21 protein-coding genes and 1 other RNA gene are annotated in these 22,517 nt (G+C 65.8%); 6 read left to right on the top strand and 16 right to left on the bottom strand.

Going from position 1 to position 22,517, the window contains the following annotated elements:
• The first annotated feature begins 142 nt into the window (after nucleotides 1-142).
• Nucleotides 143-739: an OmpO family porin gene (locus ACCQ06_RS01260; protein WP_104611926.1), complete on the top strand. Its 597-nt coding sequence runs from the start codon at nucleotides 143-145 to the stop codon at nucleotides 737-739.
• 265 nt (nucleotides 740-1,004) lie between these two features.
• Here the strand turns inward: ACCQ06_RS01260 and ACCQ06_RS01255 are convergent, their stop codons facing one another.
• The 6 genes from ACCQ06_RS01255 to ACCQ06_RS01230 form a co-directional block, all read right to left on the bottom strand.
• Entirely contained in the window at nucleotides 1,005-2,030 is a 1,026-nt protein-coding gene (locus ACCQ06_RS01255) for an NAD(P)H-dependent glycerol-3-phosphate dehydrogenase (protein ID WP_316689918.1), read from the bottom strand.
• A gap of 15 nt (nucleotides 2,031-2,045) precedes the next feature.
• Nucleotides 2,046-2,561 carry a protein-export chaperone SecB gene (gene secB / locus ACCQ06_RS01250; protein WP_104616279.1) on the bottom strand — a complete coding sequence of 172 codons (516 nt, stop codon included), beginning with the start codon at nucleotides 2,559-2,561 and terminating at the stop codon, nucleotides 2,046-2,048.
• A gap of 109 nt (nucleotides 2,562-2,670) precedes the next feature.
• Nucleotides 2,671-3,105: a rhodanese-like domain-containing protein gene (locus ACCQ06_RS01245; protein WP_104616278.1), complete on the bottom strand. Its 435-nt coding sequence runs from the start codon at nucleotides 3,103-3,105 to the stop codon at nucleotides 2,671-2,673.
• Between the two features lie 75 nt (nucleotides 3,106-3,180).
• A complete protein-coding gene (locus tag ACCQ06_RS01240) occupies nucleotides 3,181-3,603 on the bottom strand; it encodes a hypothetical protein (protein ID WP_104616292.1) in 423 nt (140 codons plus the stop codon).
• Between the two features lie 30 nt (nucleotides 3,604-3,633).
• On the bottom strand, nucleotides 3,634-4,104 hold the full coding sequence (locus ACCQ06_RS01235; protein ID WP_104616277.1) for a YiiD C-terminal domain-containing protein: 471 nt from the start codon (nucleotides 4,102-4,104) through the stop codon (nucleotides 3,634-3,636).
• Between the two features lie 248 nt (nucleotides 4,105-4,352).
• Nucleotides 4,353-5,162, bottom strand: a complete 810-nt coding sequence (locus ACCQ06_RS01230; protein ID WP_316689917.1) for a glycosyltransferase family 25 protein — start codon at nucleotides 5,160-5,162, stop codon at nucleotides 4,353-4,355.
• A gap of 336 nt (nucleotides 5,163-5,498) precedes the next feature.
• Between ACCQ06_RS01230 and ACCQ06_RS01225 the strand changes: the two genes are divergently transcribed.
• The 3 genes from ACCQ06_RS01225 to ACCQ06_RS01215 all read left to right on the top strand — a co-directional run bounded on the left by ACCQ06_RS01225 (nucleotide 5,499) and on the right by ACCQ06_RS01215 (nucleotide 8,618).
• Nucleotides 5,499-6,275: a uroporphyrinogen-III synthase gene (locus ACCQ06_RS01225; RefSeq protein ID WP_316689916.1), complete on the top strand. Its 777-nt coding sequence runs from the start codon at nucleotides 5,499-5,501 to the stop codon at nucleotides 6,273-6,275.
• 103 nt (nucleotides 6,276-6,378) lie between these two features.
• Nucleotides 6,379-7,356: a uroporphyrinogen-III C-methyltransferase gene (locus tag ACCQ06_RS01220; RefSeq protein WP_316689915.1), complete on the top strand. Its 978-nt coding sequence runs from the start codon at nucleotides 6,379-6,381 to the stop codon at nucleotides 7,354-7,356.
• The gene (locus ACCQ06_RS01215; protein ID WP_228324719.1) at nucleotides 7,353-8,618 is read left to right on the top strand and encodes a heme biosynthesis protein HemY; all 1,266 of its coding nucleotides are present in this window, start codon (nucleotides 7,353-7,355) and stop codon (nucleotides 8,616-8,618) included. The genes ACCQ06_RS01220 and ACCQ06_RS01215 overlap by 4 nt, the downstream gene beginning before the upstream one ends.
• 55 nt (nucleotides 8,619-8,673) lie before the next feature.
• Here the strand turns inward: ACCQ06_RS01215 and ACCQ06_RS01210 are convergent, their stop codons facing one another.
• On the bottom strand, nucleotides 8,674-9,216 hold the full coding sequence (locus ACCQ06_RS01210; protein ID WP_316689914.1) for a hypothetical protein: 543 nt from the start codon (nucleotides 9,214-9,216) through the stop codon (nucleotides 8,674-8,676).
• Between the two features lie 104 nt (nucleotides 9,217-9,320).
• Complete coding sequence (locus tag ACCQ06_RS01205) at nucleotides 9,321-10,616, bottom strand: acetyl-CoA C-acetyltransferase (RefSeq protein WP_228324720.1); 1,296 nt, start codon at nucleotides 10,614-10,616, stop codon at nucleotides 9,321-9,323.
• A gap of 88 nt (nucleotides 10,617-10,704) precedes the next feature.
• Between ACCQ06_RS01205 and ACCQ06_RS01200 the strand changes: the two genes are divergently transcribed.
• Nucleotides 10,705-11,589 (top strand): hypothetical protein, encoded by an 885-nt coding sequence (locus tag ACCQ06_RS01200; protein WP_170068657.1) that lies wholly within the window; start codon nucleotides 10,705-10,707, stop codon nucleotides 11,587-11,589.
• A gap of 404 nt (nucleotides 11,590-11,993) precedes the next feature.
• On the opposite strand, the gene ACCQ06_RS01195 is transcribed toward ACCQ06_RS01200, so the two are convergent.
• A non-coding RNA gene (locus ACCQ06_RS01195) (sX9 sRNA) lies at nucleotides 11,994-12,073 on the bottom strand.
• A 621-nt stretch (nucleotides 12,074-12,694) separates the two neighbouring features.
• Here ACCQ06_RS01195 and xopAG point away from each other — a divergent pair.
• Entirely contained in the window at nucleotides 12,695-14,212 is a 1,518-nt protein-coding gene (xopAG, locus tag ACCQ06_RS01190; protein ID WP_316689913.1) for a XopAG/AvrGf1 family type III secretion system effector, read from the top strand.
• Nucleotides 14,213-14,346: 134 nt separating this feature from the next.
• On the opposite strand, the gene ACCQ06_RS01185 is transcribed toward xopAG, so the two are convergent.
• The 7 genes from ACCQ06_RS01185 to glnA form a co-directional block, all read right to left on the bottom strand.
• Nucleotides 14,347-14,994 (bottom strand): superoxide dismutase family protein, encoded by a 648-nt coding sequence (locus ACCQ06_RS01185; RefSeq protein ID WP_104616269.1) that lies wholly within the window; start codon nucleotides 14,992-14,994, stop codon nucleotides 14,347-14,349.
• Between the two features lie 47 nt (nucleotides 14,995-15,041).
• Nucleotides 15,042-15,641 (bottom strand): superoxide dismutase family protein, encoded by a 600-nt coding sequence (locus ACCQ06_RS01180; RefSeq protein WP_316689912.1) that lies wholly within the window; start codon nucleotides 15,639-15,641, stop codon nucleotides 15,042-15,044.
• Between the two features lie 499 nt (nucleotides 15,642-16,140).
• Nucleotides 16,141-17,568: a nitrogen regulation protein NR(I) gene (ntrC, locus tag ACCQ06_RS01175; RefSeq protein WP_104616268.1), complete on the bottom strand. Its 1,428-nt coding sequence runs from the start codon at nucleotides 17,566-17,568 to the stop codon at nucleotides 16,141-16,143.
• Nucleotides 17,561-18,610, bottom strand: a complete 1,050-nt coding sequence (locus ACCQ06_RS01170) for a two-component system sensor histidine kinase NtrB (protein WP_104616267.1) — start codon at nucleotides 18,608-18,610, stop codon at nucleotides 17,561-17,563. Before ACCQ06_RS01170 ends, ntrC begins: the two co-directional genes overlap by 8 nt.
• A 271-nt stretch (nucleotides 18,611-18,881) precedes the next feature.
• Complete coding sequence (locus tag ACCQ06_RS01165) at nucleotides 18,882-20,324, bottom strand: ammonium transporter (protein ID WP_104616266.1); 1,443 nt, start codon at nucleotides 20,322-20,324, stop codon at nucleotides 18,882-18,884.
• Nucleotides 20,325-20,346: 22 nt separating this feature from the next.
• A complete protein-coding gene (locus ACCQ06_RS01160; protein WP_002808480.1) occupies nucleotides 20,347-20,685 on the bottom strand; it encodes a P-II family nitrogen regulator in 339 nt (112 codons plus the stop codon).
• A gap of 274 nt (nucleotides 20,686-20,959) precedes the next feature.
• Entirely contained in the window at nucleotides 20,960-22,369 is a 1,410-nt protein-coding gene (glnA, locus tag ACCQ06_RS01155; RefSeq protein WP_316689909.1) for a type I glutamate--ammonia ligase, read from the bottom strand.
• Nucleotides 22,370-22,517: the final 148 nt, after the last annotated feature.

Genomic DNA, 22,517 nt, shown 5'->3' with positions numbered 1-22,517 from the left:
CAGCTGAATCTGGCGCGATGATTCATTCACTGCTCAGTTCAAAATTCATGTCGCGTTCCATCGAATAACGGAGAATTTACATCTCGGCAGCGAACGGCATCCGCCTCAGCGCCGGCCCAAACCATAAGTACAGGTATTGATCATGAAGACTTCACTGCTGGCCCTCGGCCTCCTCGCAGCCCTGCCGTTTGCGGCCTCCGCTGCTGAAAACCTCTCCTACAATTTCGTCGAAGGCGACTACGTGCGCACCCCGACCGAAGGTCGCGATGCAGATGGTTGGGGCCTGAAGGCTTCTTACGCCGTTGCTCCGAACTTCCACGTGTTCGGTGATTACAGCAAGCAGAACGCTGACGACAACGACAGCGTGTTCGAAAGCTCCAACTCCGACTTCCAGCAGTGGGGCGTCGGTGTGGGCTACAACCACGAGATCGCCACCAGCACCGACTTCGTTGCCCGCGTTGCTTACCGCAAGCTGGACCTGGACAGCCCGAACATCAGCTTCGACGGCTACAGCGTGGAAGCCGGCCTGCGTAACGCCTTCGGCGAGCACTTCGAAGTCTATGCCCTGGCTGGCTACGAAGACTTCTCCAAGAAGCGCGGCATCGACATCGGCGACAACTTCTACGGCCGCCTTGGCGCCCAGGTGAAGTTGAACCAGAACTGGGGCATCAACGGCGACATCCGTATGGATGGCGACGGCAACAAGGAATGGTCGGTCGGCCCGCGCTTCAGCTGGTAAGCCGCACGTTTGACTGCAACGCGACTCTCTCCCGCGTTGCATTGGAAGCCCGGTCCCCCGACCGGGCTTCTTTCTTTTGCGCGATGGATACACAAGCGCGTGCAGAAACGGCAGCAAGGCGATGCGACGCATGTGGCCTTCAAAGAGGCAATGCGCTTGATCGGCTGCAATACGCCCCTGAGGGGTGCGATCGTCAGCCAACAAAAAGCCCGGCATTGCCGGGCTCTGTTGATGCCATGTGGCGCGCAAGCACGCGACGCTGCGATCAGGTAAACAAGGTCTGCGGGTACTCGGGCTTGCGCTCGCGGGCCAACAGCCCCTTCAACCCGGCTTCCGGGGTGATCTCGCCATGCAGGACCGCACGCACGGCGTTGGAGATCGGCAACTCGATGCCGTGCTGTTCGGCCTGGCGCATGACTTCGTCGGCGGTTTGTACCGACTCGACCACCTGACCGATTTCGCGGATCGCATCGTTCAAGCTCTGCCCGCGACCCAACGCCAACCCCAGCCGGCGGTTGCGCGACAGATCACCGGTACAGGTAAGCACCAGATCGCCCAACCCGGCCAGGCCCATCAACGTTTCCGGGCGCGCACCGATCACTGCAGCCAGGCGCAACATCTCGTTCAAACCGCGCGTGATCAGACCGGCGCGGGCATTGAGGCCAAGCTGCATGCCGTCGGCCACTCCGGTGGCCACCGCCAGCACGTTCTTCATTGCGCCACCGAGTTCGGCACCCACCATGTCATCGCCGGTGTAGGCGCGGAAGGTGGGGCCATGCATCGCATCGGCCACGACTTGCGCAAACGCCGCATCGTCGCCGTGCACGGTGATGGCCGTGGGCAAGCCGAGCGTGACTTCCTTGGCGAACGACGGCCCGGTCACCACCGCCAGCGGAACGCTGGGGCCGAGCAGATCGCGCGCCACTTCATGCAGAAAGCGCCCGGAACCGGGTTCGAATCCCTTGGTCGCCCATGCCACGCCAGCGTTGGCCGGACGCAACGGAGCGATCACGCGGATCGTTTCGGTGAATGCATGCGAGGGCACCACGACCAGAATCCAGCTTGCATCGGCCATGGCCGCCTGCAGGTCGGTGGTGGCACGCAAGGTCTCCGGCAGCGGAATGCCGGGCAGGTAACGCACGTTCTCGTGGGTGCGGTCGATGGCATCCACCATCGCCGCATCGCGTCCCCAGAGCACGGTCGAGTGACCGTGTCTGGCGAGCAGCGCGGCCAGGGCCGTACCCCAGGAGCCGGCGCCAAGAACGGCGATCTTGTGGGTCGAATCGCTCATCGGCGCAGACGGTGCTTAGGCGTTGCCAGCCGGCTCGGAATCGGCCAGCGAGGTGCCTTCGCCCTGCGAGCGCTGACGCAGGGTTTCGGCGTACAGCGCTTCGAAGTTGATCGGCTGCAGGTAGAACGGCGGGAAGCCGCCGGCCTGGATCAGGTCGCTGACCAGGGTGCGCACGTACGGGAACAGGATGTTCGGGCACTGGGTGCCCAGCAGCACGTCGATCGCCTGCGGGTCCAGGCCGACCAGGCCGAACACGCCAGCCTGCTGCACTTCGGCCACGTAAGCGGTCTTGCCACCGGCGGTGCAGGTCAGGGTCACGGCCAGCACGACTTCGAAGGCGTTGTCGTTGAGGCGCTGGACCTTCTGATTGAGGTTCAGCTGCAGCTCGGGCTGGTTGGCGTCATTGAAGACGGCCGGCGCATTCGGCGATTCGAAAGAAACGTCCTTGACGTAAATCTTTTCGATGGTGAAAGCGGGGCCAGCAGCGGCGTCGGCCGGCGCGGCGGCGCCGTTGAGGATTTCGTCGGACATTCCTAACTCCAAAAGCGGTTCGGTGGGTGCAGCGTTGAGTGATGCAGACGTGAAAACGCGAGTATCTCACGCAAGCAATGGGGGCTTGCGAGCTGCCGCACAAGGCGGATCAGCGGCCCTTGATCAGTGGCAACTCGGCCATTTGCCAGGCGGCGATGCCACCTTCGAGCCAGTACACCTTTTCGAAGCCGGCTTTCTTCAGCGTCTTGGCCGCACCTGCGGAGGTGTTGCCGCTACGGCAGACCACCACCACCGGCGATGCCTTGGCGTTGGCCAGCAGCTTGCTGGCCGGGTCGAACTTGGCCAGGGCCACGCTGCGGCTACCGGCGATATGGCCTTTTTCGAAATCGGCGGTGGGCGACAGATCGATCACCAGCGCGTCTTCGCTGTTGATCAAACGGGTCAGCTCGGACGGCTTGAGTGCGCGATACCCGCGGAACAGGCGCGCAACCTCGGTGACGATCAGGGCAATGGTCAGGCCCACCAGGGCCAGCGACAACATGGGGTTGCGGCCGACAAAGGCCTGCAGCTCTTCGAAATTCACGGGGTCAGGGTCAGTCGAGCGGGCGGGAATTGTCGCACAGCTGGCGCGCGCGACGGCCAGCAGGCAGAGGCCGGGCTACTGGCCCTTCCACAGATCGGGCAGGCCGCTGACCAGCCACCAGCGCTTCTGTTCCGGATTCCAGTGCCAGATCTCGCTGCTGCGCACCAGCCGTTCGGCCTGGGTATTGCGGTTGATCACGCGCAGCTCGACTTCCCGGCGCAGGTCGCCATTGGGCTCTTCGCCCACGCGCAACTCGCGGTAGCCGGAGATCTGCACCTGCTCATAGCGCGAGCGTTCCAGGTCGCTGAGCGGATGGGCCTGGGCGTAGGTCGGTTCGACAAACCCCTGCGCGGCATCGAAATCGCTCCAGCGCACCGCCGCCGTATAGGCGGCCTGGGTGGCTTCCAGCGCGCGCGCCTGGGCACGACTGCCGGCAGTGGCCACCCCGCTCAGCATCGCCAGCCCCAGCAGGACCACCGCTCCCATCAGTGCACGCATGCGCATTCCCCCCTTGATCCAGCCCGCATCCTACCGTTTTGGAAACGCTACGAAACGCCCGCTCAGTGTGGCCGCCGCTGCGCCCGAGCCCAGCGCGATCTGCGCGCGCATGCCGATGCGCGCCTTGCCGCGCTGACGGAAGGTCGCCAGAAAGGCGTCCCAGCCGCCCGACTCGGCAGGCCCGGCATCGGCCACCAGGTCTTCGTACACCGGCGCGACATAGCGCAGCTGGCTGTCGGCGACATACACGTCGGCTTCGTGGCCGGCCAATTGCAGTTGCAGCGTCAGCCACCCCCAGCTGGCCAGCGTCATCAACGAGGCCAGGCTGCCGCCGAACGCATTGGCTTTGTCGTTGACGTTGGCCTGCAGCGGCGCGCGCAGGCGCAGCGCGCCATCGTGCAAGCCATCCACGGCAATGCCCATCGACAGCACCGGCGGCATGGCGATGAACTGCGACTGCAGCGACTGCAGGGCGGAGACGAGCGTGCACGAAGGAGTCATCGGAAGGCTGGCAGACGGCGAAGGGCGGCATCATGCCGCAATGTCCGGCGAGCGTCTTGTGCATATGGATGACATGCGGTACCGCATGGTGAACGCGTGCAGGATCGGGCGATCGCACGCGCTGGTATTACGTCGTCAAACCGGTGGATCCCTCGGCATCAACTGCTGCGGGCTGCGCGCGCAACGGCGGCGTGCGAATGCGCACCTGCAAGGCCTGCGATCAGCGGCGCCACCGTGTCGATCACTTTTTACGGTGCGAACACAACCTTGCGATAGCCCTGCGCCACCCGTAACAGCGTGGTTGCCTTGGCTTTCCAGCGCGCGCTGCGTTGCTTTTGCGCGCGCGTCAGCGGCGCATCGATGGTGCTGGTGAACACGATCTGCTCCGGCGCTGCGTGGAAGAACTTGTCCTGGATGCAGGCGGCCGGCGAGAGCTGATAAGTGGACAGCTGCTGCGCCACCGGCGATTCGTTCCAGCCGAACAGAAAGATATCGGCCATGGTGTGCCAGCGCGCGTCGGCGGCCAGCAGCAGTCGCGCCGCCTCGCGGCTGATGATCAGCGCGCCGGCGCACACCGGCCAGCAATGTTGATAAGTCGATGGACGCACCAGCCGCAGCTGGCGCCCGGCGATGTCGGCGACCTTGGCATCGAGCTTGATCCGGTTGTAGGACGGCTCCAGGCGCACGATGCTGCTGCCCGACGGGAGCCAGTCGGTGCTGCGCAACAGCGCCGGCAGCGCATCGGACAGGTGCATGTCGTCTTCGAAGATGGCGGTGTACGCAGCGTCGGACTCGGCCGCGATGCGCCAGGCCGCCTGATGGCTGAGGAAGCAGCCGATGTTGGACGCTGTCCATTTGCGCGGGCCGGTGCTGAACGCATCGCCGGAGTTTTCCAACGGGCGCTCACGCACGAAATCGGCGATCTGCGCAGGCGTGAGCGTGGCACCATCGACGGCGGGAAGGCGCTCGAACGGGATCCCCAATGCCTGGAACCGCGCCGCCATCGCCTGCAGGCGATCGCCGCTGCGCTGCATGTTGATGAGGTAGGACTTGATCACGCTGCCACTCCGGCTCGATTGTCGTGGCGGATCGTGGGCGGAGGCGGCAATCGGCACAGACCCCAACACGAGGTTCTGGCCGCAGAAACGCAGGCATCACGCTGCGCGGCACACAACGCACGACGGGGCGCATCAAAACGACTGCGCCACCACCAAACTGGCGTGGCCTGTGCCGGGAATCGGCGTTTACCAGGCGTACGTTCCAGCTTCAGTAAGCCGTCGGAAACCGCCTGGCAGCGGCTCGCTACGGTTTTGGGGCGACTCTAAGTCCTCGTCCGCACCGATACCGCACGCAATACCCACCCCGAGACGACAGCGCTCTCGCATAATCGCCAGATGACCCGCCCTCGCCTGCTCGCCGATCCCTGGACCCTGCTCTCGCTGCGTCCCAGCGGTGAGCACGCGCCGTTGCGGCGGGCGGTGGCACGGCATGGCGGCCGGCTGCTTGCATTGTCGCCGTGGCGCCTGCAGACCAACGACACCGCGCAGGCGCGCGCCGCTTTACAGCGCGCGCTGGAAGCGCCCATCGCGGTGTTCACCAGCCCGGCAGCCGTGCGCGCCGCGCATCAACTGCGGCCCTTGCAGCGGCCACCCCAGGCGCAGTGGGTGAGCGTGGGCGAGGGCACCGCGCGCGCGCTGCAGGCCTGTGGCATCGACGCGGTCGTGCGCCCTGCGCGCATGGACAGCGAAGGCCTGCTCGCCTTGCCGCTGTTCGCAGCGCCGTTGCAGCGTGTCGGCCTGATCACCGCGCCGGGTGGACGCGGCATGCTGGCCCCTGCCCTGGAACAACGCGGTGCGCGCATCCTGCGCGCGGATGTGTATCAACGCGTGCCGCTGCGCTTGCGCCCGTCGGCGCTGCACGCCTTGACCGATGCACTGCCGCGCAGCGTGCTGGCCATGAGCAGTGCCGAGGCGCTGACGCTGGTGCTGCAGCAGTTGCCCGCCGCGCTGAGCGAGGCAGTGCGGCAACGCCCGTTGGTGGCCTCCAGCGAACGCCTATGCGACGCCGCGCAAGCGACGGGCTTCTGCCACGTCGTTCGCGCGGCAGGGCCGTTGCCGGAGCAATTGGTCGCTGCCGCTGCAGCGATCGTGACACCATCGCGACCTTGCTGAACTGCGAACTCAAACACAGCTTGCGGCGCTCTGCCGGCGCACGCCATGCTGTGCCAGATGACTGCGGCGCCTGCGCCGGTCGTGACCGCCCGAGGATGTTCGAATGACCGAAATGCCCGCCACCACGCGACGGTTTCCCTGGGCCTGGCTGCTGCTTGTGCTGGCCGTTGCCGCCGTGGGCGTGGCGCTGTTTCTTGGCTGGCGTGCGTGGCACAACTATCACGACGCGCAAGTGCAGGCCGCGCAGGCGCAGCAGCAACGCTGGGACGGCACCCAGCAATTGCTGGAAACACTGCGACGCGATCAACGCCTGGCCAATGAGCGGCTGCAAGACGCAGCGGCGACCAATCGCGTGCTGCGCGATGAAATGCTGGGCCTGAGCCAGCGCAGCGCCTTGCTCGAAGACACCGTGCAGAAGCTTGCCGACCCGAACCGGCATGGCGCGCAGGCGCTGCGTCTGGACGAAGTGGAACTGCTGCTGCGGCTTGGCCAGCAGCGGCTGAGCATCGCCGGCGACGCCGATGGCGCCCGACGCGCCTACGCACTGGCCAACGGCGCACTCAACGGCATCGATGATCCTGGCTATCTCAATCTGCGCCAGGCACTGGTGCAGGAGCGCGATGCGCTGGACCGCCTCGGCGCCGGCCCGCAGGCACAGGCGGCGCAGGCGCTCGACCAGTTGGCCATCGATCTGCAGCGCCTGCCGGAACAATCCTCACAAACCACCGAAGCGGTGCGGCCGTGGTGGCAGAAAGTGCTGGCACCGTTGGTGGACATTCGCCCCAGCCGTGGCGACGCTTTGCTGACCGCTGGCGACCGCCACGCCGCCAGCGATGCCTTGCAGATCGAAATCAGCCTTGCGCGCGCCGCCGCAGAACGCGGCGATCCGCAGGGCTTTGCACAATCGCTGCGCCGAGTGGAGACCTGGGCCACGCGGTTGTGGCCGGACTCGCCGCAACGTCGTCAGGTGCGTACGCGCCTGCGCACACTGCAACAAACGCCACTGCGTCCGCAATTGCCGGAACTGGGCACCACCCTGCTGCAACTGCAGGCCATGCGTGAAGGGAGATCCACCCAATGAAAGTGTTGCGTACCGTCTTGATCCTGTTGGTGGCCGTGGCGCTGGGCGTGCTCGGTGCGCAGTGGCTGTCGCATCAGAACAGCTACGACCTGGGCAACGTGGTGGTGAGCGTGGGCGGCAACGACTACCGCGCCGCAATGCCGCAGGCGGCGCTGATCCTGATCATCGCGCTGCTGGTGATCTGGCTGCTGTGGACGCTGATCAGCCTGCCGTTCCGCGTGTGGGGCAAGTACCGCCGCAAGAAGGGCCGCGCGCGCCTGATCGAAGGCCTGCGCGCGGCCGACCACGGCCAGTGGCAACGCGCCGAGCGCCTGCTGGTCACTGCCAGCGAAGACGACGACGTCAGCGGCATTGCGCTCGCCAGCGCGGTGCGCGTGGCCGATGCACGCGGCGACGAGGCATCGGCCACTGCGCTCGCACAGCAGTTGGCCGAGCGCGACCCCACCGCGTACGCGCTGTTGCAGGGTGAGCGGCATCTGGCGCGGCAACGGCCGGTCGAGGCGATCAACGCGCTCGATGCTGCCAATGCCCAACCGCTGCCGGCACGCGGCCTGTTGCTGCGCACGCATGCGTTGACGCAGATCGGCCGTGCCGATGAAGCCTACGGCCAGCTCGGCGCCTTGCGTCAACAGGCGGTGCTGGCACCGGAGGCCTACAGCGCGCTGGAGGCAACGCTGGCCGAACAGACCCTGTTGCAGGCCGGCGATGCCAATGCGCTGGCCGAGCGCTGGGAGGCACTGCCCAAGCCGCTGCGCACCTACCCGGCCGTGGTCGGTGCCTACGCGCAACGTGCCGCGGTGCTGCATTGGGACGATGCCGCCGTGCACAGCCTGGAACAGGCGCTGGATACGCAGTGGGACGAATCGCTGGTGCGCCTGTACGGCGTGTTGCCGCTGGAGAAATACGATTCGCGCCGGGCCAGTGCGCAGCGCTGGCTGACCCAGTCTCCGGACAGCCCCGGCCTGCTGTTGACGCTGGCGCGGCTGGCACGCCATCAGCAGCAGTGGTCGCAGGCCGAAGAGTTCCTGCACCGCGCGCTTGCCAATGGCGCCGGTAGCGAAGCCTGGGAAGAGTTGGGCCATGGATTTGCCGCCGCTGGCGACCTGCTTTCTGCGCAGCATTGCTACGCCAATGCATTGCGCGCCGCACGCGGCGAGCCGGTGCATGAGCCCATGCCACAGCAGTCGCTGCGCGGGCCGATCGTGTCGACGGGTCCGACGCCTGCGGCCGAGCCAATCGCCCCGGACGATCGCACCCTGTAATCGCTGCGGTTGTTCGATCTTGCAGCGGCGCACACCACAGGTGCGCCGCGTTGCATCAACGCTGGCGCGATGCCTGTGGCGGTGGCGGCAAATCGCTCAGGAATGCATCGCAGGCACCCAGATACCGTGACTGCGCATGGTCGACCTGCGTCGGCGACAACACGCGCGAGCCCAGGCGGCCGATCAACAGCATCGCTGCCATCACGCCGGCACCGATCACCCAGCGTAACGGGCTGTCGATCGACAGCCCGCACACCAGCAATGCCAACACCGATGCCATCGCCACCGCGACGTAACGCACGCGGCGGCGCTCGTGTTGCGCGCACAAGCTGAGCACATGCGCGCTGCGTTTGCGTAGCGCAATGGCCAGGATCACGTACGGCAACACGCCCAGCAATAGCGCGGCGTAAATCACCGGGTGGTGCCAATGAAAGATGTAGCGACGTGGCGGCATGTCGGCCGGCGCATTGCACTTGACGCACCGCGGCGGCAGGTTGGCGCCCGCAGTACACACCAGCACATCACCCTCGCGCCACACATCGCCGTTCGCCGGCGGTAGATACAGGCTGGGCGGCACGCGAAACGCGTCATTCGACATCCATGCGTCCTTGCTGGTTTGGGAGTGGGGATTGGGGAGTAGAGATTCGGGATTAGTAGAAGCCGGATTTCTCTAGCGAATCTCCAATCCCGGTGCGCAGCAGCCTAGCGCTCGACGATCGCCACCACGCCCATGCCGCCGGCGGTGCAGATCGAAATCAGCGCGCGGCCGCCGCCGCGTTCTTCCAGTTGCTTGGCGGCGGTGGCTACCACGCGCGCGCCGGTGGCGGCGAACGGGTGGCCGGTGGCCAGCGACGAACCCAATGGGTTGATCTTGTCCGGGTCGATGCGGCCCAGCGGCGCGTCCAGGCCCAGGCGATTGCGGCAGTAATCCTCGCTCTCCCACGCGCGCAGCGTACACAGCACCTGCGCGGCAAAGGCTTCGTGGATTTCGTAGATGTCGAAGTCCTGCAGGGTCAGACCCTGGCGCGCCAACATCTGCGGTACCGCGATGGTCGGCGCCATCAGCAGGCCTTCGCCATGCACGAAATCCACCGCCGCCACCTGCGCATCGCGCAGGTACGCCATCGGCGTGTGGCCATGCGCCAGCGCCCAGGCCTCGCTGGACAGCAGCACCGCGGCGGCGCCATCGGTCAGCGGGGTGGAATTGGCGGCAGTCAACGTGCCACGGCCGGAGGTCTTGTCGAACGCCGGGCGCAGGGTGGCCAACTTTTCCAGCGAGGTGTCGGCGCGCAGGATGTTGTCGCGCGACACCCCACGGAACGGGGCGATCAGCGCATCGAAGAAGCCGCGCTCATACGCAGCGGCCAGCTTGTGGTGCGAGGCCACCGCCCATTCGTCCTGCGAATCGCGCGAGATATTCCATTCCTTGGCCATGTCCTCGCAATGGTCGCCCATGCTCTTGCCGGTGCGCGGCTCGGCCACGCCGGGAAACTCGGGCTTGAGCTCGCTCAGCTTGAAGCCGCGCAGCAATGCCTTGAGTTTGTCGCCAGTGGCCTTGGCGCGGTTGGCGGCCATCAGGCGCGCGCGCAACTTCTTGCCGTAGACGATCGGCACTTCGGAGGTGGTATCCGAGCCGCCGCCGATGCCCGAATCGATCTGCCCCAGCGCGATCTTGTTGGCGATGGTGATCACCGAATCCAGGCTGGTGCCGCAGGCGCGCTGCAAGGTGATGCCCGGCGTCAGCGGCGACAGGCCCGACGACAGCGCGGCCTCGCGGGCCAGGTTCCAGTCCGAGGAGTGCTTGATCACCGCCCCCATCGCCACTTCGCCCAATTGCTGGCCGTGCAGGCCGAAGCGTTCGACCAGCGCACCCAGCGTGCGCACCGACATGCCCAGGTTGCCCACGTCCGCGTATGCGGTGTTCTGACGACAGAACGGGATACGAACGCCGCCCAGAATGGCGACGGGACGGGCTGCGGGCATCGGTTGACCTGGCATGAAGGACTCGGGGACATGGCCTGCACAGGGCCGGCAGGCATAATGGCCGCAGTGTAGCTTCGACCCCGTGATGGGCCAACCGCGAATCATGAGCAAGACCGAACACGGCGTGACCGCCATGGGTGTAATGGCGCTGGAGTTGACGGGCGGCACCGCCCCCGAGCGCGGCGCTCTGGCGCCGGAGCAGGCCGGCATGCTGGCCGAACGCATCGGCCGCGACCTGGCGCAGTGGATCCCGGAGATCCGCGCCCTGGAGCTGAGCGTGGCGATGGCGCATTTCGACCCGGCCGAAGTGCTGCGGCCGGGCTGGCCGCTGCATCGCCGGCTGGAAGAACTGCATGCCCGCGCGCCGGGCCGCGACCAGGGCCCGCGAGTGCTGGCCTTCGGTGCCGATGCGCACGGCGAGATTCCGCTACCGTTCCAGGCCGATGCCCAGTTGACCGGCGGCGGACTGCGCGTGCTGCCGTTCCTGCTGTCGGGCGACCCGCAGATCGTGGCGAACGTCGCCGATGCGATGGAAGAAGTGCTGCTGGCCCAGGGCATGGCCCAGGCCGATACCGCGCTGCTGGCGCAGGAGAGCTTCGGCGCGCGCATCGAGCACGCCCGCTATCTCACCGCGCACGATCTGGCGGCGATGATTTCGATGCAGTACGACAACCAGGGCCTGGCACCACTGTGGCCGCTGATCGAAGCCGCCCTGCTCGCTCCCGACAGCGAAGAATGGCTGCAGCAAGCGCCCGAGCCGGTGCTGCGCTATGTCGATGGCGAAGTGCGCATCGCATTGTTCGACCCGGCCGGCTGGTGCGATTACTACACGCACGACCGCGAGAATTGCGAGCGCCTGCGCGGTGTCTACGAACAATTCCTCTCGCGTCAGCGGCAGATGGCTGCCGTACTGGAAGCGCACGGATTGCCGGTGCTGTACGTGCATGTGGAGCCGGGCCAGGATCCGCGACAGGCGCTGGCTGCATAAGCCGCCGACCGGCTCCACGGCTCCCGCAGTTGCGGGGATCCTGGAGACGCGGCTGTATGGGCCGGTCTCGAACGTATCTGTGCGTTCAATGACCCCGATCGGCACCTGAGTCGCACTGGCGATGTCTGGGCTCTGGCCGAACGACTGAGCGTGCACGTCATCGGTTGACGGTTACATCGCGCGTTGCAGCGCTGGCTGCTCAGCATCCCGCATCTGTCCGTGATGCCCGGAAGCATGGCCAGGACATTGCCCGCCGACAGGAGGCGCCACCGCGACCGCGGCGGGTGGCCCTTCGAATGCTGACAGCGGTGCAACCAGTGCTCTGCAACTGCATTCCAATTGGGATGCCGCGCGCGTGTCCACGACCACCCGCAGCGCACGTCGACGCGGGCCGACGTTAGAGCGGCTCACAAACCGCAGCGAGCAACCGCCAGGTGGCTATAGACGGAACGCTCAGCAACGGAGTGCACGCGTAGTAATACATGCCGATTCCGGGCAACTGCCACGCTCGCCTGGCGATGAGCGCAGTCGTTTTGCTAGCCGCTCCTGGACGTCGAACGACTTCCTGATCGGGCAATGCCCACCCTGATCGTCGATCACGCTACCTGCAGCGTTGGTCAATATCACGCCGGAAGTGTTTATGACCAACTGCGGCACCATCGCTCAACCGGATGCAACACATGCGCTTCCGCGCACTTGCTCGTTTATGACATAACGTCTTCGCGGTCGAAATGGATGCGCGCTTAGGCATCAGGCACAGTGTCGCGCGATTGGACGGAAGCAGCACGCATGCTCTCACGCTCAAACTCCGGCTACTGCCATTACGACCGCGCGCAGTATCGACCTTGCCGGCCGACAACCCAGTGCGCATCGGTTGCAGCCGTCCGCAGTGGCGCGCGCAGCCAAATACATGGCGTAACCGCAGGCCGATTTGCGCCCACTCTCCCGCTGATTACCCAGCGCGAATAAAAACGTCATCGGGAACGCGTAACCACTCAGCGCAGCACGCAGCGACTCGACCAACTGCCTTCCGCTCCAACGCTTCGCCGAGCTTCGACTCAACTGGTACAGCTGATCTCCATCCTGCACTTGAGAGAACACATCCATGCGCACAAAGCCCACACAACCCTTGGCCACCATGCAGCGGCTTCTTGCCTCCAACCGCTCGCAGGCGCATTCCCCGTGTGCGTCGCCGTCCACAGCGTCTGGCACCACCGAGACGAGCGGCTTGCTGGGGGCCTTGCCCGCGCGAAAAGCCAGGCAAGCAGCGCAAGAAGGCACACACCAGGAAAACGTCGGCCGCGGCGCACACTGGGCCTCTCGAGCCGCCAAATACGCGCTGGGAGTTGCCGGCGCCGGTTATGTCGCAGACAATTTTTTCTTGTCCACGACCTCGCTGGTGGATGGCAAAGCCGGATTTACCAGCAATGATCGGTTGGAGAAAGCATGTGCGAAAGCGGAGAAATATCACGCTCGCTACCGCAGCGCCACCGAAGACGAACGCGCATCCCATAGCCGCCCTTTCGTACCGATCAAGACATGCGGGTCCAACCAGTTCGCCACCATGAGCGACTACCGCGCGGCCACCAAGGTCCATCTCGGCCATCTCTTCGATACCAGAACCGCACGGGAATCGCTGCTCACCAACCTCGCCTGTCTCAAGGGCGAGCGGATCAAGCAGGAATGCATCGCCAAGTATTCGCCTGCGAAGGTCCCGGCCGATCCGGACCTGAGCAAGAGCCAGATCTACGACAAGAAAAACAAGTACTCGTTGACTGGCGTACCCAATACCCACACCGGAGCAAGCGGATATACCTCGCGCTCCATCACCCAACCCTTCATCAACCGCGGCATGCAACATTTCAAAGAGGCTTCCCAGAGCGACAAGGCACTGTCTCTCAAACAATGCATGGAATCGCTTGAACGCGCATTGTCCGGCAATGACACGCTCAGCACGCAAGCACAGCACGCCGCCGGCCAGGCAATCCTGAATTTCCGGCAGGTCTATGCTGCAGACGAGCATTGGGGTCACCCAGAAAAAGTCATCATGAAGACCCTGATCGCCAACGGACTGCTGTCGCAGGAGCAAACCGACAAGATCGATGCAACCTTGATGTTCGAGGATCCATCCATCAGCGTCTTGAAGAGAAACACCAGTATCGCCGGGCCGTTATTGCAAAAACTGGAAACGAAGATGCAATCCAGGCGCCTGCAGGATCAACCGGAAGCGCTCGCCGATTTCATGGAGATGGCAAAGCAGAAGAATATGGAAGGCCTGCCAATCGCGCACTTCAAACTCAACGCGGAAGGCACCGGCTTTGAAGATTGCTCTGGCCTGGGCGACTCGTTCACCAGTGCAAATGCCGTTGCATGCATCAACCACGCACGTTTGATGAGCGGTGAGCCGCGCCTTTCGAAACAGGATGTCGCGGTGGTGGTGGCATGCCTCAATGCCGTCTACGACGATGCCAGCAGCATCCGGCATTCGCTGCATGAAATCGCACGCGGATGCTTCGTGGGAGCCGGCTACTTCACCGAGGACGCCGATGCCTTCTATGAGGAGATCTGCCAGGACGCTGCACAGGCGTTCTATGCAGGGAGGTCCATGATCAACAGCAACTAGGGCGGTTTTTTAATCGCCTCTTGCCCACCTCATACGCGCCGGAGACAACACGGCGCCGGGTAAACATTGCGCACTCGCGATGGATGCGACTGCAGCCTTGCGCCGCGGTGTGGGCCGCGGCGCAAGGCATGCGCTTACTTGGTTGCCGCCTGCGCGTTGTCGGTGGTGATCACGCCGCAGGCCAGACGGCCGCCGGCGTTGCCGGTGGGCTGGGTTTTGTAGTCGTCGGCATCGGCATGCACGATCACCGCGTGGCCTGCGATGTCGAACTGATCGGCCTTGCCCAGGTTGACGTTGCTGGAGACCGGGCCGTCGATGCTGGCATTGCCCTGCGCGTCGGACTTGATGTTGGGCATGTCGCCGCCGTGATGCGGGTCGGCACCGACGTTGCCGTGGTCGGACTGGGCCGGGTTGAAGTGGCCGCCGGCGCTGCTGCCGTCCGGGGCGCTGCAATCGCCCTTTTCGTGGATATGGAAGCCGTGTTCGGTGTTGGGCTTGAGCCCACTGAGCTGACCGGTCACGCGCAGCGCGCCGTCGACGGTCTTGAAGGTCACCGTGCCCTTGACCTCACTGTCCTTGGTCGGCTTGAGCTCGGCGGTCGCCGTGGTGGTGGCGGCCGCCCCGGTCACCATGGCGGCGGCATGCTCGCCACTGTGCGCCGCATCGGCTGGCGTGCTGGCGGTCGGTGCGGGCGTGGGCTCGGCCGGTGCGGGCTCATCGCGCTTGCACGCGGTCAGCACCAGAGCGGTTGCCAGGAACAGGGTGGTGGGAAGAATACGCATGGGAAAACTCCTGTAGAGACCGCAGTTGCGGCCATTGATGCCCAAATTCAGGGCTGCGAAGGGGGTGTACGCCACTGGGTGACGCGGATGACGCCGCAGGCCAGACGGGCGCCTGCATTGCCGCTGGGCTGGCTGCGATAGTCGTCGGCGTCGGCATGCACGATCAGCGCCTTGCCGATCACATCGCTGGGCGCGCCGTCGCCCAGGCTGATGCCAGACAGGATCATGTCCAGATGCGCGACGCCCTCGGCGTCGGCACGCAGGTTGTCCATATCGCCTAGATGATGGGTGCCGCTGCCGGCGCGGCCGTGCGACGCGCCGGTCGGGTTGAAATGCGCGCCCGCGCTGCTGGCATCGGCCGCGCTGCAATCGCCGCGTTCGTGCACATGGAAGCCCGCCACGCCGCCTGGGCGCAAGCCACCGACCGTGCCGGTGATGCGGATGCCCTGCAACGCCGGCACCAGCACGACCCGGCCGCTGACCAGGCTGCCCGACGCCGAAGCTAATGCGGCCTCGGCCTGCTGCACCGGACGCGTGGGCACCACACGTGCTGCTGGCGGGGGTGGCGGTGGAGGCGGCGGCGTACTGCTGCAAGCGGCAAGCGCCAGAGCGGTGAGGGCAACGATCGTGGACGACCGATAACGCATCGAGCTGTTCTCCTGATCAGGCTGAAACCTATGCGGGCGCATGTTCACGTGTCATGAAATGCGTTTGGGGCAGCCCAGGAGTTTACGGGGTTGGTGTGGATCGCCGGGTTGTTTGCGTGCCCGCTGTGCGGCATGCGGTGCGGGGAGCCTTGCAAGGCACGCGCGCCCGAGGCGCGCAAGCCGTGCCTTCTCGCCCCGCAGGCGGGAGAGGGAATTCATCGCAGCGATCTTATGGCTTCATCACGGCGATCGGGGCTTCATCAAACCGATCATGGGGGTTCATCGCAGCGCTTGAGGGCTTCATCGCAGCGATCGGCAGGGTTTGCCGCAGGCATCACCTGACTGCCTTCTCCCGCCTGCGGGGGAAGGTGTCCGAAGGGCGGATGGGGGCATCGTTCGACACCGGGAGACCAAAGCAGTTGCGCGCACGCAAGCGCAAAAACGCCCACGCATGCACCCAGGCATGATGCCGATCCCGCCCGGGTAGCCACCGGAGCGCTCAGCGACGCTTGCGGCCCGGGCCGAGTTTGCGGGTGACGGTATTGCGGCCCAGGCCCAGGCGGGCGGCGGCTTCGGCACGGCGGCCCTGGGTGAGTTGCAGGGCGGCTTCGAGCAGGGTCCTGTCCAGGCGTTCGCGGGCTTCGGCATGCAGGCCCTGGGCGCCTTCGCTGAGGCGTTGCGCGGCCCAGCTGGACAGCATGTCGTCCCATTGCCCGACGCTGCTACGGCCGGTGCGCTGGCGGCCGCGTGCCAGGGCAGCGTCCACGTCGACCACATCGATGATGTCGGCGGTGGCCAGGGCGGCCAGGCGCCAGCAGACGTTTTCCAGTTCGCGCACGTTGCCGGGCCAGTCGTATTGGCGCAGGTCTTCCAGTGCGGCCGACGACAGCCGCTTGGGCAGCATGTCGAGCTTGCGCCCGGCCATGGCCAGGAAATTTTCCGCCAGTTGCGCGATGTCGCCACGGCGTTCGCGCAGCGGCGGCAATTGCAGGCGCACCACATCCAGGCGATGCAGCAGGTCGGCACGGAAGCGGCCTTGTTCGACCAGCGCTTCCAGGTCCTGGTGGGTGGCGGCGATCACCCGCACATCAACCCGGATCAACTCGCGCCCACCGACGCGAAAGAATTCGTTCTCTGCCAGCACGCGCAACAGGCGCGTCTGCAATGGCAGCGGCATGTCGCCGATTTCGTCCAGGAACAACGTGCCGCCATCGGCTTGTTCGAAGCGGCCGATGTGCCGTTTGGTGGCGCCGGTAAACGCGCCGGTTTCGTGGCCGAACAACTCGCTTTCCAGCAACTCGGCAGGAATGGCGGCAGTGTTGAGCGCGACGAAGGGTTTGCGCGCGCGCGGCGATTCGTTGTGCAGCGCGCGCGCGACCAACTCCTTGCCGGTGCCGGTTTCGCCGTTGATCAGCACCGACAGCGGCGCCTGCGCCAGCCGGCCGATCGCGCGGAACAAGGCCTGCATCGCCGGGGTGTCGCCGATCAGCGCAGCCGAGCCTTCGGCCAGCGGGGTGCCGATGATCTTGTCGACACCGGCATCGGCGTCGGGCAGCGCGCGTGCGGCCAGCGCCACCGCATCATCCAGATCGAACGGTTTGGACAGGAATTCGTGCGCGCCACCGCGAAAGGCGCCGGCGGTGCTGGCGACATCGGTATAGGCCGACATCACGATCACCGGCAGCTGCGGGTGCTTGGATTTGAGCTTGTCGAGCAGGCTCAGGCCGTCTTCGCCGGGCATGCGCACGTCGGTGAACAACAGGTCCGGCATCGGCCGCATCGACAGAGCCTGCAGCGCGGCGGCGGCGCTGTCGAAGCCATCGACGGCGTAGCCGGCGTCGCGCAAGGCCGTGGACAGCACGAAGCGGACCGAACGGTCGTCGTCGACCACCCAGATGTGGTGGGATGCGGCGGCGGCCTCAGCCATGCAGATGCTCCTTGTCGTGATCGCCGGCCAGCTCGGGCAGCAGCAGGGTGAAAACGGTATGGCCCGGACGCGAGCGGTAGGTCAGGGTGCCGTGGTGTTCGCGCGAGACCTGCTGGGCCAGCGCCAGGCCCAGCCCACTGCCTTCGGCGCGGCCGCTGACCAGCGGCAGGAACAGGTGCTCGGCCAGTTCTTCCGGCACGCCGCCGCCGTCGTCGATGATTTCCAGCCGCAGCGACATCGCATGCACACGGTCGCGGATGCGCTGGCCGTGCTCGACGCGGGTGCGCAAGGTCACGCGGGTGGCGCCGGCCTGGAAGGCGTTGCGCACCAGGTTCCACACCGCCTGGGTGAGCCGGTCCACATCGCCCAGGATGTCGGGAATGCTGGGGTCGTAATCGCGTTGCACCTGCACCGACCAGCCGCCCTCGGCTTCGGCCAGGCGCAGCACGCGCTCGAGCACCACGTGGATGTTGAGGCGATCGTGCGGACGCAGCGGCGATGGCGAGAGCAGGCGCTCGAGCAAGGTGTTGAGGCGCTCGATCTCGGTGCCGATCAACTCGATCAGCTCACGCTCGTCTTCATCGCGGCCGGCCGAGCGGCGCGCCAGCAACTGCGCGGCGCCCTTCAAACCGGCCAATGGGTTGCGCAGTTCGTGCGCCAGGCCCTTGAGCGCGGCGCTCAAGGCATTGGGCAGCGCGTGGGTGGGATCCAGCGCGGGGAATTCGTCGACCGGGTGGGTTTCCAGCAACCAGCCGCCATCGTCCAGCCGCGACAGCCAACCTTCGGCAAAGCGTGGCGCGTCGTTGGGCAGGCCCAGCGCCAGCCGATGCAGGCGCAGCACATCGCGCTCGTCGTTGAGCAGGAAGCGCGCCAGCGCGTCGCCCTGTACTTCCAGCGCGGCCAGCGGTTGGTCGACCAGCCGCCGTGCGCTGACGCCGAGCCAGCGCGCGAACGCCGGGTTGACCCCCAGCACGCGACCGTCGCGGTCGGCCCAGGCCACCGGGGTGCCCAGGCTGTCGAGCGACGGGGTGGAGGTCGTCATCCGCATTGCACCAATTTAGTGCAAGCAGCATCGGCGTGCGCGGATGGCGCGCCAAACGCAGCGTGCATCGAAGTGTTTCGGGCCGGGTCGCAATGGCGTGGCCAGACCTGGCTCGCATCCGCGCCGACAACGACGGGCGTGGGGCTGGTCATGCAGGCACCTCGGCAATAAGGCCGCGCCGGCATCGGCCGCGGCAGAAACCAACCCGGCGCGGGCAGCGCCGGCCGGGTCGTTGCGCCACCCGCGGAGATCTCGCCGCGGGTGTGCATGCTCAGGACTCGTATGCGGCTTCGCCGTGCGAGGTGATGTCCAACCCCTCGCGCTCGGCTTCTTCGGTGACGCGCAGGCCGAACACCAGCTTGGCGACCAGGAAGCCCACCACCGACACCACACCGATCCAGCCCACGGTGATGCCCACGCCCAGGGCCTGGATACCGACCTGATGCAGCATGTCGTAATCGCCGCCCTTCTGGCCGCCCAGCGAAGCCGCCGAGAACACGCCGGTCAGGATCGCGCCGATGATGCCGCCCAGGCCATGCACGCCGAACACGTCCAGGCTGTCGTCGGCACCGAGCAGGCGCTTCAGACCGGTGACGCCCCACACGCACAGCACGCCGGCCGCCAGGCCGATCACGATGGCGCCGAACGGACCCACGGTGCCGCAGGCCGGGGTGATGCCGACCAGACCGGCAACCATGCCCGACGCCACACCCAGGGCGGACGACTTGCCCTTGATGATCTTCTCGGTGAGCGACCAGCCCAGGATGGCGGCTGCGGTGGCCAGCAAGGTGTTGAGGAAGGCCAGCGCCGCACCGGCATTGGCTTCCAGGTTGGAGCCGGCATTGAAGCCGAACCAGCCCACCCACAGCAGCGAGGCGCCGACGAAGGTCAGGGTCACGTTGTGCGGCTTGATCGCCTCACGCCCCAACCCGGCCCGCTTGCCGACGAAGTAGGCACCCACCAGACCGGCGATACCGGCATTGATGTGCACCACGGTGCCGCCGGCAAAATCCAGCGCGCCCAGCGCAAACAGATAGCCGCCGGTTGCCCAGACCATATGCGCCAGCGGCAGATAGCCGAAGGTGAACCAGATCACCGAGAACAGCAGCACCGCGGCGAACTTGGCGCGTTCGGCGAAGGCACCGACGATCAGCGCGCCGGTGATGCCGGCAAAGGTCGCCTGGAACGCGACGAACACGTATTCCGGCAGGCTCACGCCCTTGGTGAAGGTGGCCGACAGGCTCTCGATGGTCACACCCTTGAGCAGTGCTTTATCCAGATTGCCGATCCACGGGCCTTCGCCGGAAAACGCCAGGCTGTAGCCGTACAGCACCCACAGGATGGTGAGCAGCGAGAACACCGTTGCGACCTGGATCAGCACCGACAACACGTTCTTGGCGCGCACCATGCCGCCGTAGAACAACGCCAGGCCCGGCACCACCATCATCAGCACCAGCAGCGTGGACGTCAGCATCCAGGCGACGTCGCCCTTGTCGACCACCGGCGCGGCTTCGGCGGCAGCAACCGGCGCGGCGGCCGGCTGCGCGGACGGCAGCGGTTCGGTGGTGACCGGCTCGGTCGGCAACGGGGTGACCTGCGGGGTGGACTGCGCTTGCGCGCTGCCCATGCCGCCCACCACCAGCGCGCTGAACAGCATCAGCATGCACACGCTATAGAACCGGGCTTTCCACCCGGCAAACAGAGCTGTCTTCATACGACCTCCAGAGGTGGGGGACTCAGAGCGCATCGGCGCCGATTTCGCCGGTGCGGATCCGCACCACTTGCTCGATCGCAGTCACAAAGATCTTGCCGTCGCCGATCTTCCCGGTGCCGGCCGCGTTCTGGATCGCTTCGACAACGGCGTCCAACCGGTCGTCGGTCACCACCGTTTCGATCTTGATCTTGGGCAGGAAGTCCACGACGTACTCGGCGCCGCGATACAGCTCGGTGTGGCCTTTCTGCCGCCCGAAGCCCTTGACCTCGGTAACGGTGATACCCGACACGCCAGCGGCGGACAGGGCCTCGCGGACCTCGTCGAGCTTGAACGGCCGGATGATGGCGGTGATCAATTTCATGCGCATACCCCGAAAGGTGGAAGGAACCGGCCGGCATTGCGCCGCCCGGCGGTGTCAGTCACCTGGATGCCAACCCCGGCATCCAATCGTTCGCGGATCGCGCAGACCCCGACGGATGCCATGCATCCGCCTCGTGGGAGAGGTCAGGCCCGCGCGTTGCGAACGGTGTGCTCTCTCGTACCCCTGGGCTCCCTGGCGGTGCCAGGGAGCCATCGAACATGTGCGGCGATGGCGGAGGTGGGAGGGGGGGCCTCCGCCATCACCGCGGTGGAACTCAGTTGCCGTAGTACAGCTGGTACTCCAACGGATGGGTCGCAGCGCGGAACTTGGTGACTTCCTGCATCTTCAGTGCGATGTAGCCGTCGATGAAGTCGTCGCTCATCACGCCGCCGGCCTTGAGGAACTCGCGATCCTTGTCCAGCGCTTCCAGTGCCTGGTCCAGGCTGGAGCAGACCTGGGGGATCAACTTCTCTTCTTCCGGCGGCAGGTCGTACAGATCCTTGTCGCTGGGCGCGCCCGGGTCGATCTGGTTCTTGATGCCGTCCAGGCCGGCCATCATCAGCGCGGTGAAGGTCAGGTAGCCGGACTGCAACGGATCGGGGAAGCGCATTTCGATGCGGCGCGCCTTGGGGTTGGTGACCCACGGAATGCGGCACGAGGCCGAGCGGTTACGCGCCGAATAGGCCAGCATCACCGGCGCTTCGAAGCCCGGGACCAGGCGCTTGTAGCTGTTGGTGCCGGAGTTGGCGAAGGCATTGATCGCGCGGGCGTGCTTGAAGATGCCGCCGATGTACCACAGCGCCAGCTGCGACAGGCCGCCGTAGCCGTCGCCGGAGAACAGGTTGCTGCCGCCCTTGGCCAGCGACTGGTGCACATGCATGCCGCTGCCGTTGTCGCCGACGATCGGCTTGGGCATGAAGGTGGCGGTCTTGCCGTTACGGTAGGCGACGTTCTTGATGATGTACTTCATCGTCAGCAGTTCGTCGGCCTTCTGCACCAGCGAGCTGAACTTGGTGCCGATCTCGCACTGGCCGGCGGTGGCCACTTCGTGGTGGTGCACTTCGGTTTCGATGCCGACCTGTTCCAGCGTCTTGATCATTTCCGCACGCAGGTCGTGCAGGGTGTCGGTCGGCGGAACCGGGAAGTAGCCGCCCTTCACGCCCGGACGGTAGCCGCTGTTGCCGCCGTCGTACTTTTCACCGGTGTTCCAGGCCGCTTCTTCCGAGCCCACCTGGAAGAAGGTGTGGCCCATGTCGTTGGCAAAGCGCACCGAATCGAAGATGAAGAATTCCGGCTCCGGGCCGAAGAACGCCTGGTCGGCGATGCCGGACGACTTCAGGTAGGCCTCGGCGCGCTTGGCGATGCCGCGCGGGTCGCGCTCATAGCTCTGCATGGTGGCCGGGTCGAGGATGTCGCAGGTCAGCACGATGGTCGGATCGGCGAAGAACGGATCCAGGTACGCGGTGCCGGCGTCGGGCAGCAACACCATGTCCGACTCGTTGATGCCCTTCCAACCCGCGATCGAGCTGCCATCGAACATCTTGCCTTCTTCGAACAACGCCGGCTCGATGATGCTGGCCGGGAAGGTGATGTGCTGCTGTACACCACGCATATCGACGAAGCGCAGGTCGACAAACTCGACCTTGTTGTCCTTGATCAGCTTTTCAACGTTTTCCACGGACATCGGAAGAAACCTCGGATTGGAGTGAAGTGGCTCGTGGGCGGGACTACAGCAGGGACCATGCCAAATCACTAACGTTTACAAGTCGTTGATTTTGCTTGCATCGCTTGAGACCGCTCACGGTTTGATAGCACTAAATTGGTGCTACCTG

This window comes from Xanthomonas sp. NCPPB 4467, from assembly GCF_041475665.2.
Taxonomy (GTDB): Bacteria; Pseudomonadota; Gammaproteobacteria; order Xanthomonadales; family Xanthomonadaceae; genus Xanthomonas; species Xanthomonas dyei.
This window is presented reverse-complemented; position numbering and strand designations above follow the sequence as displayed.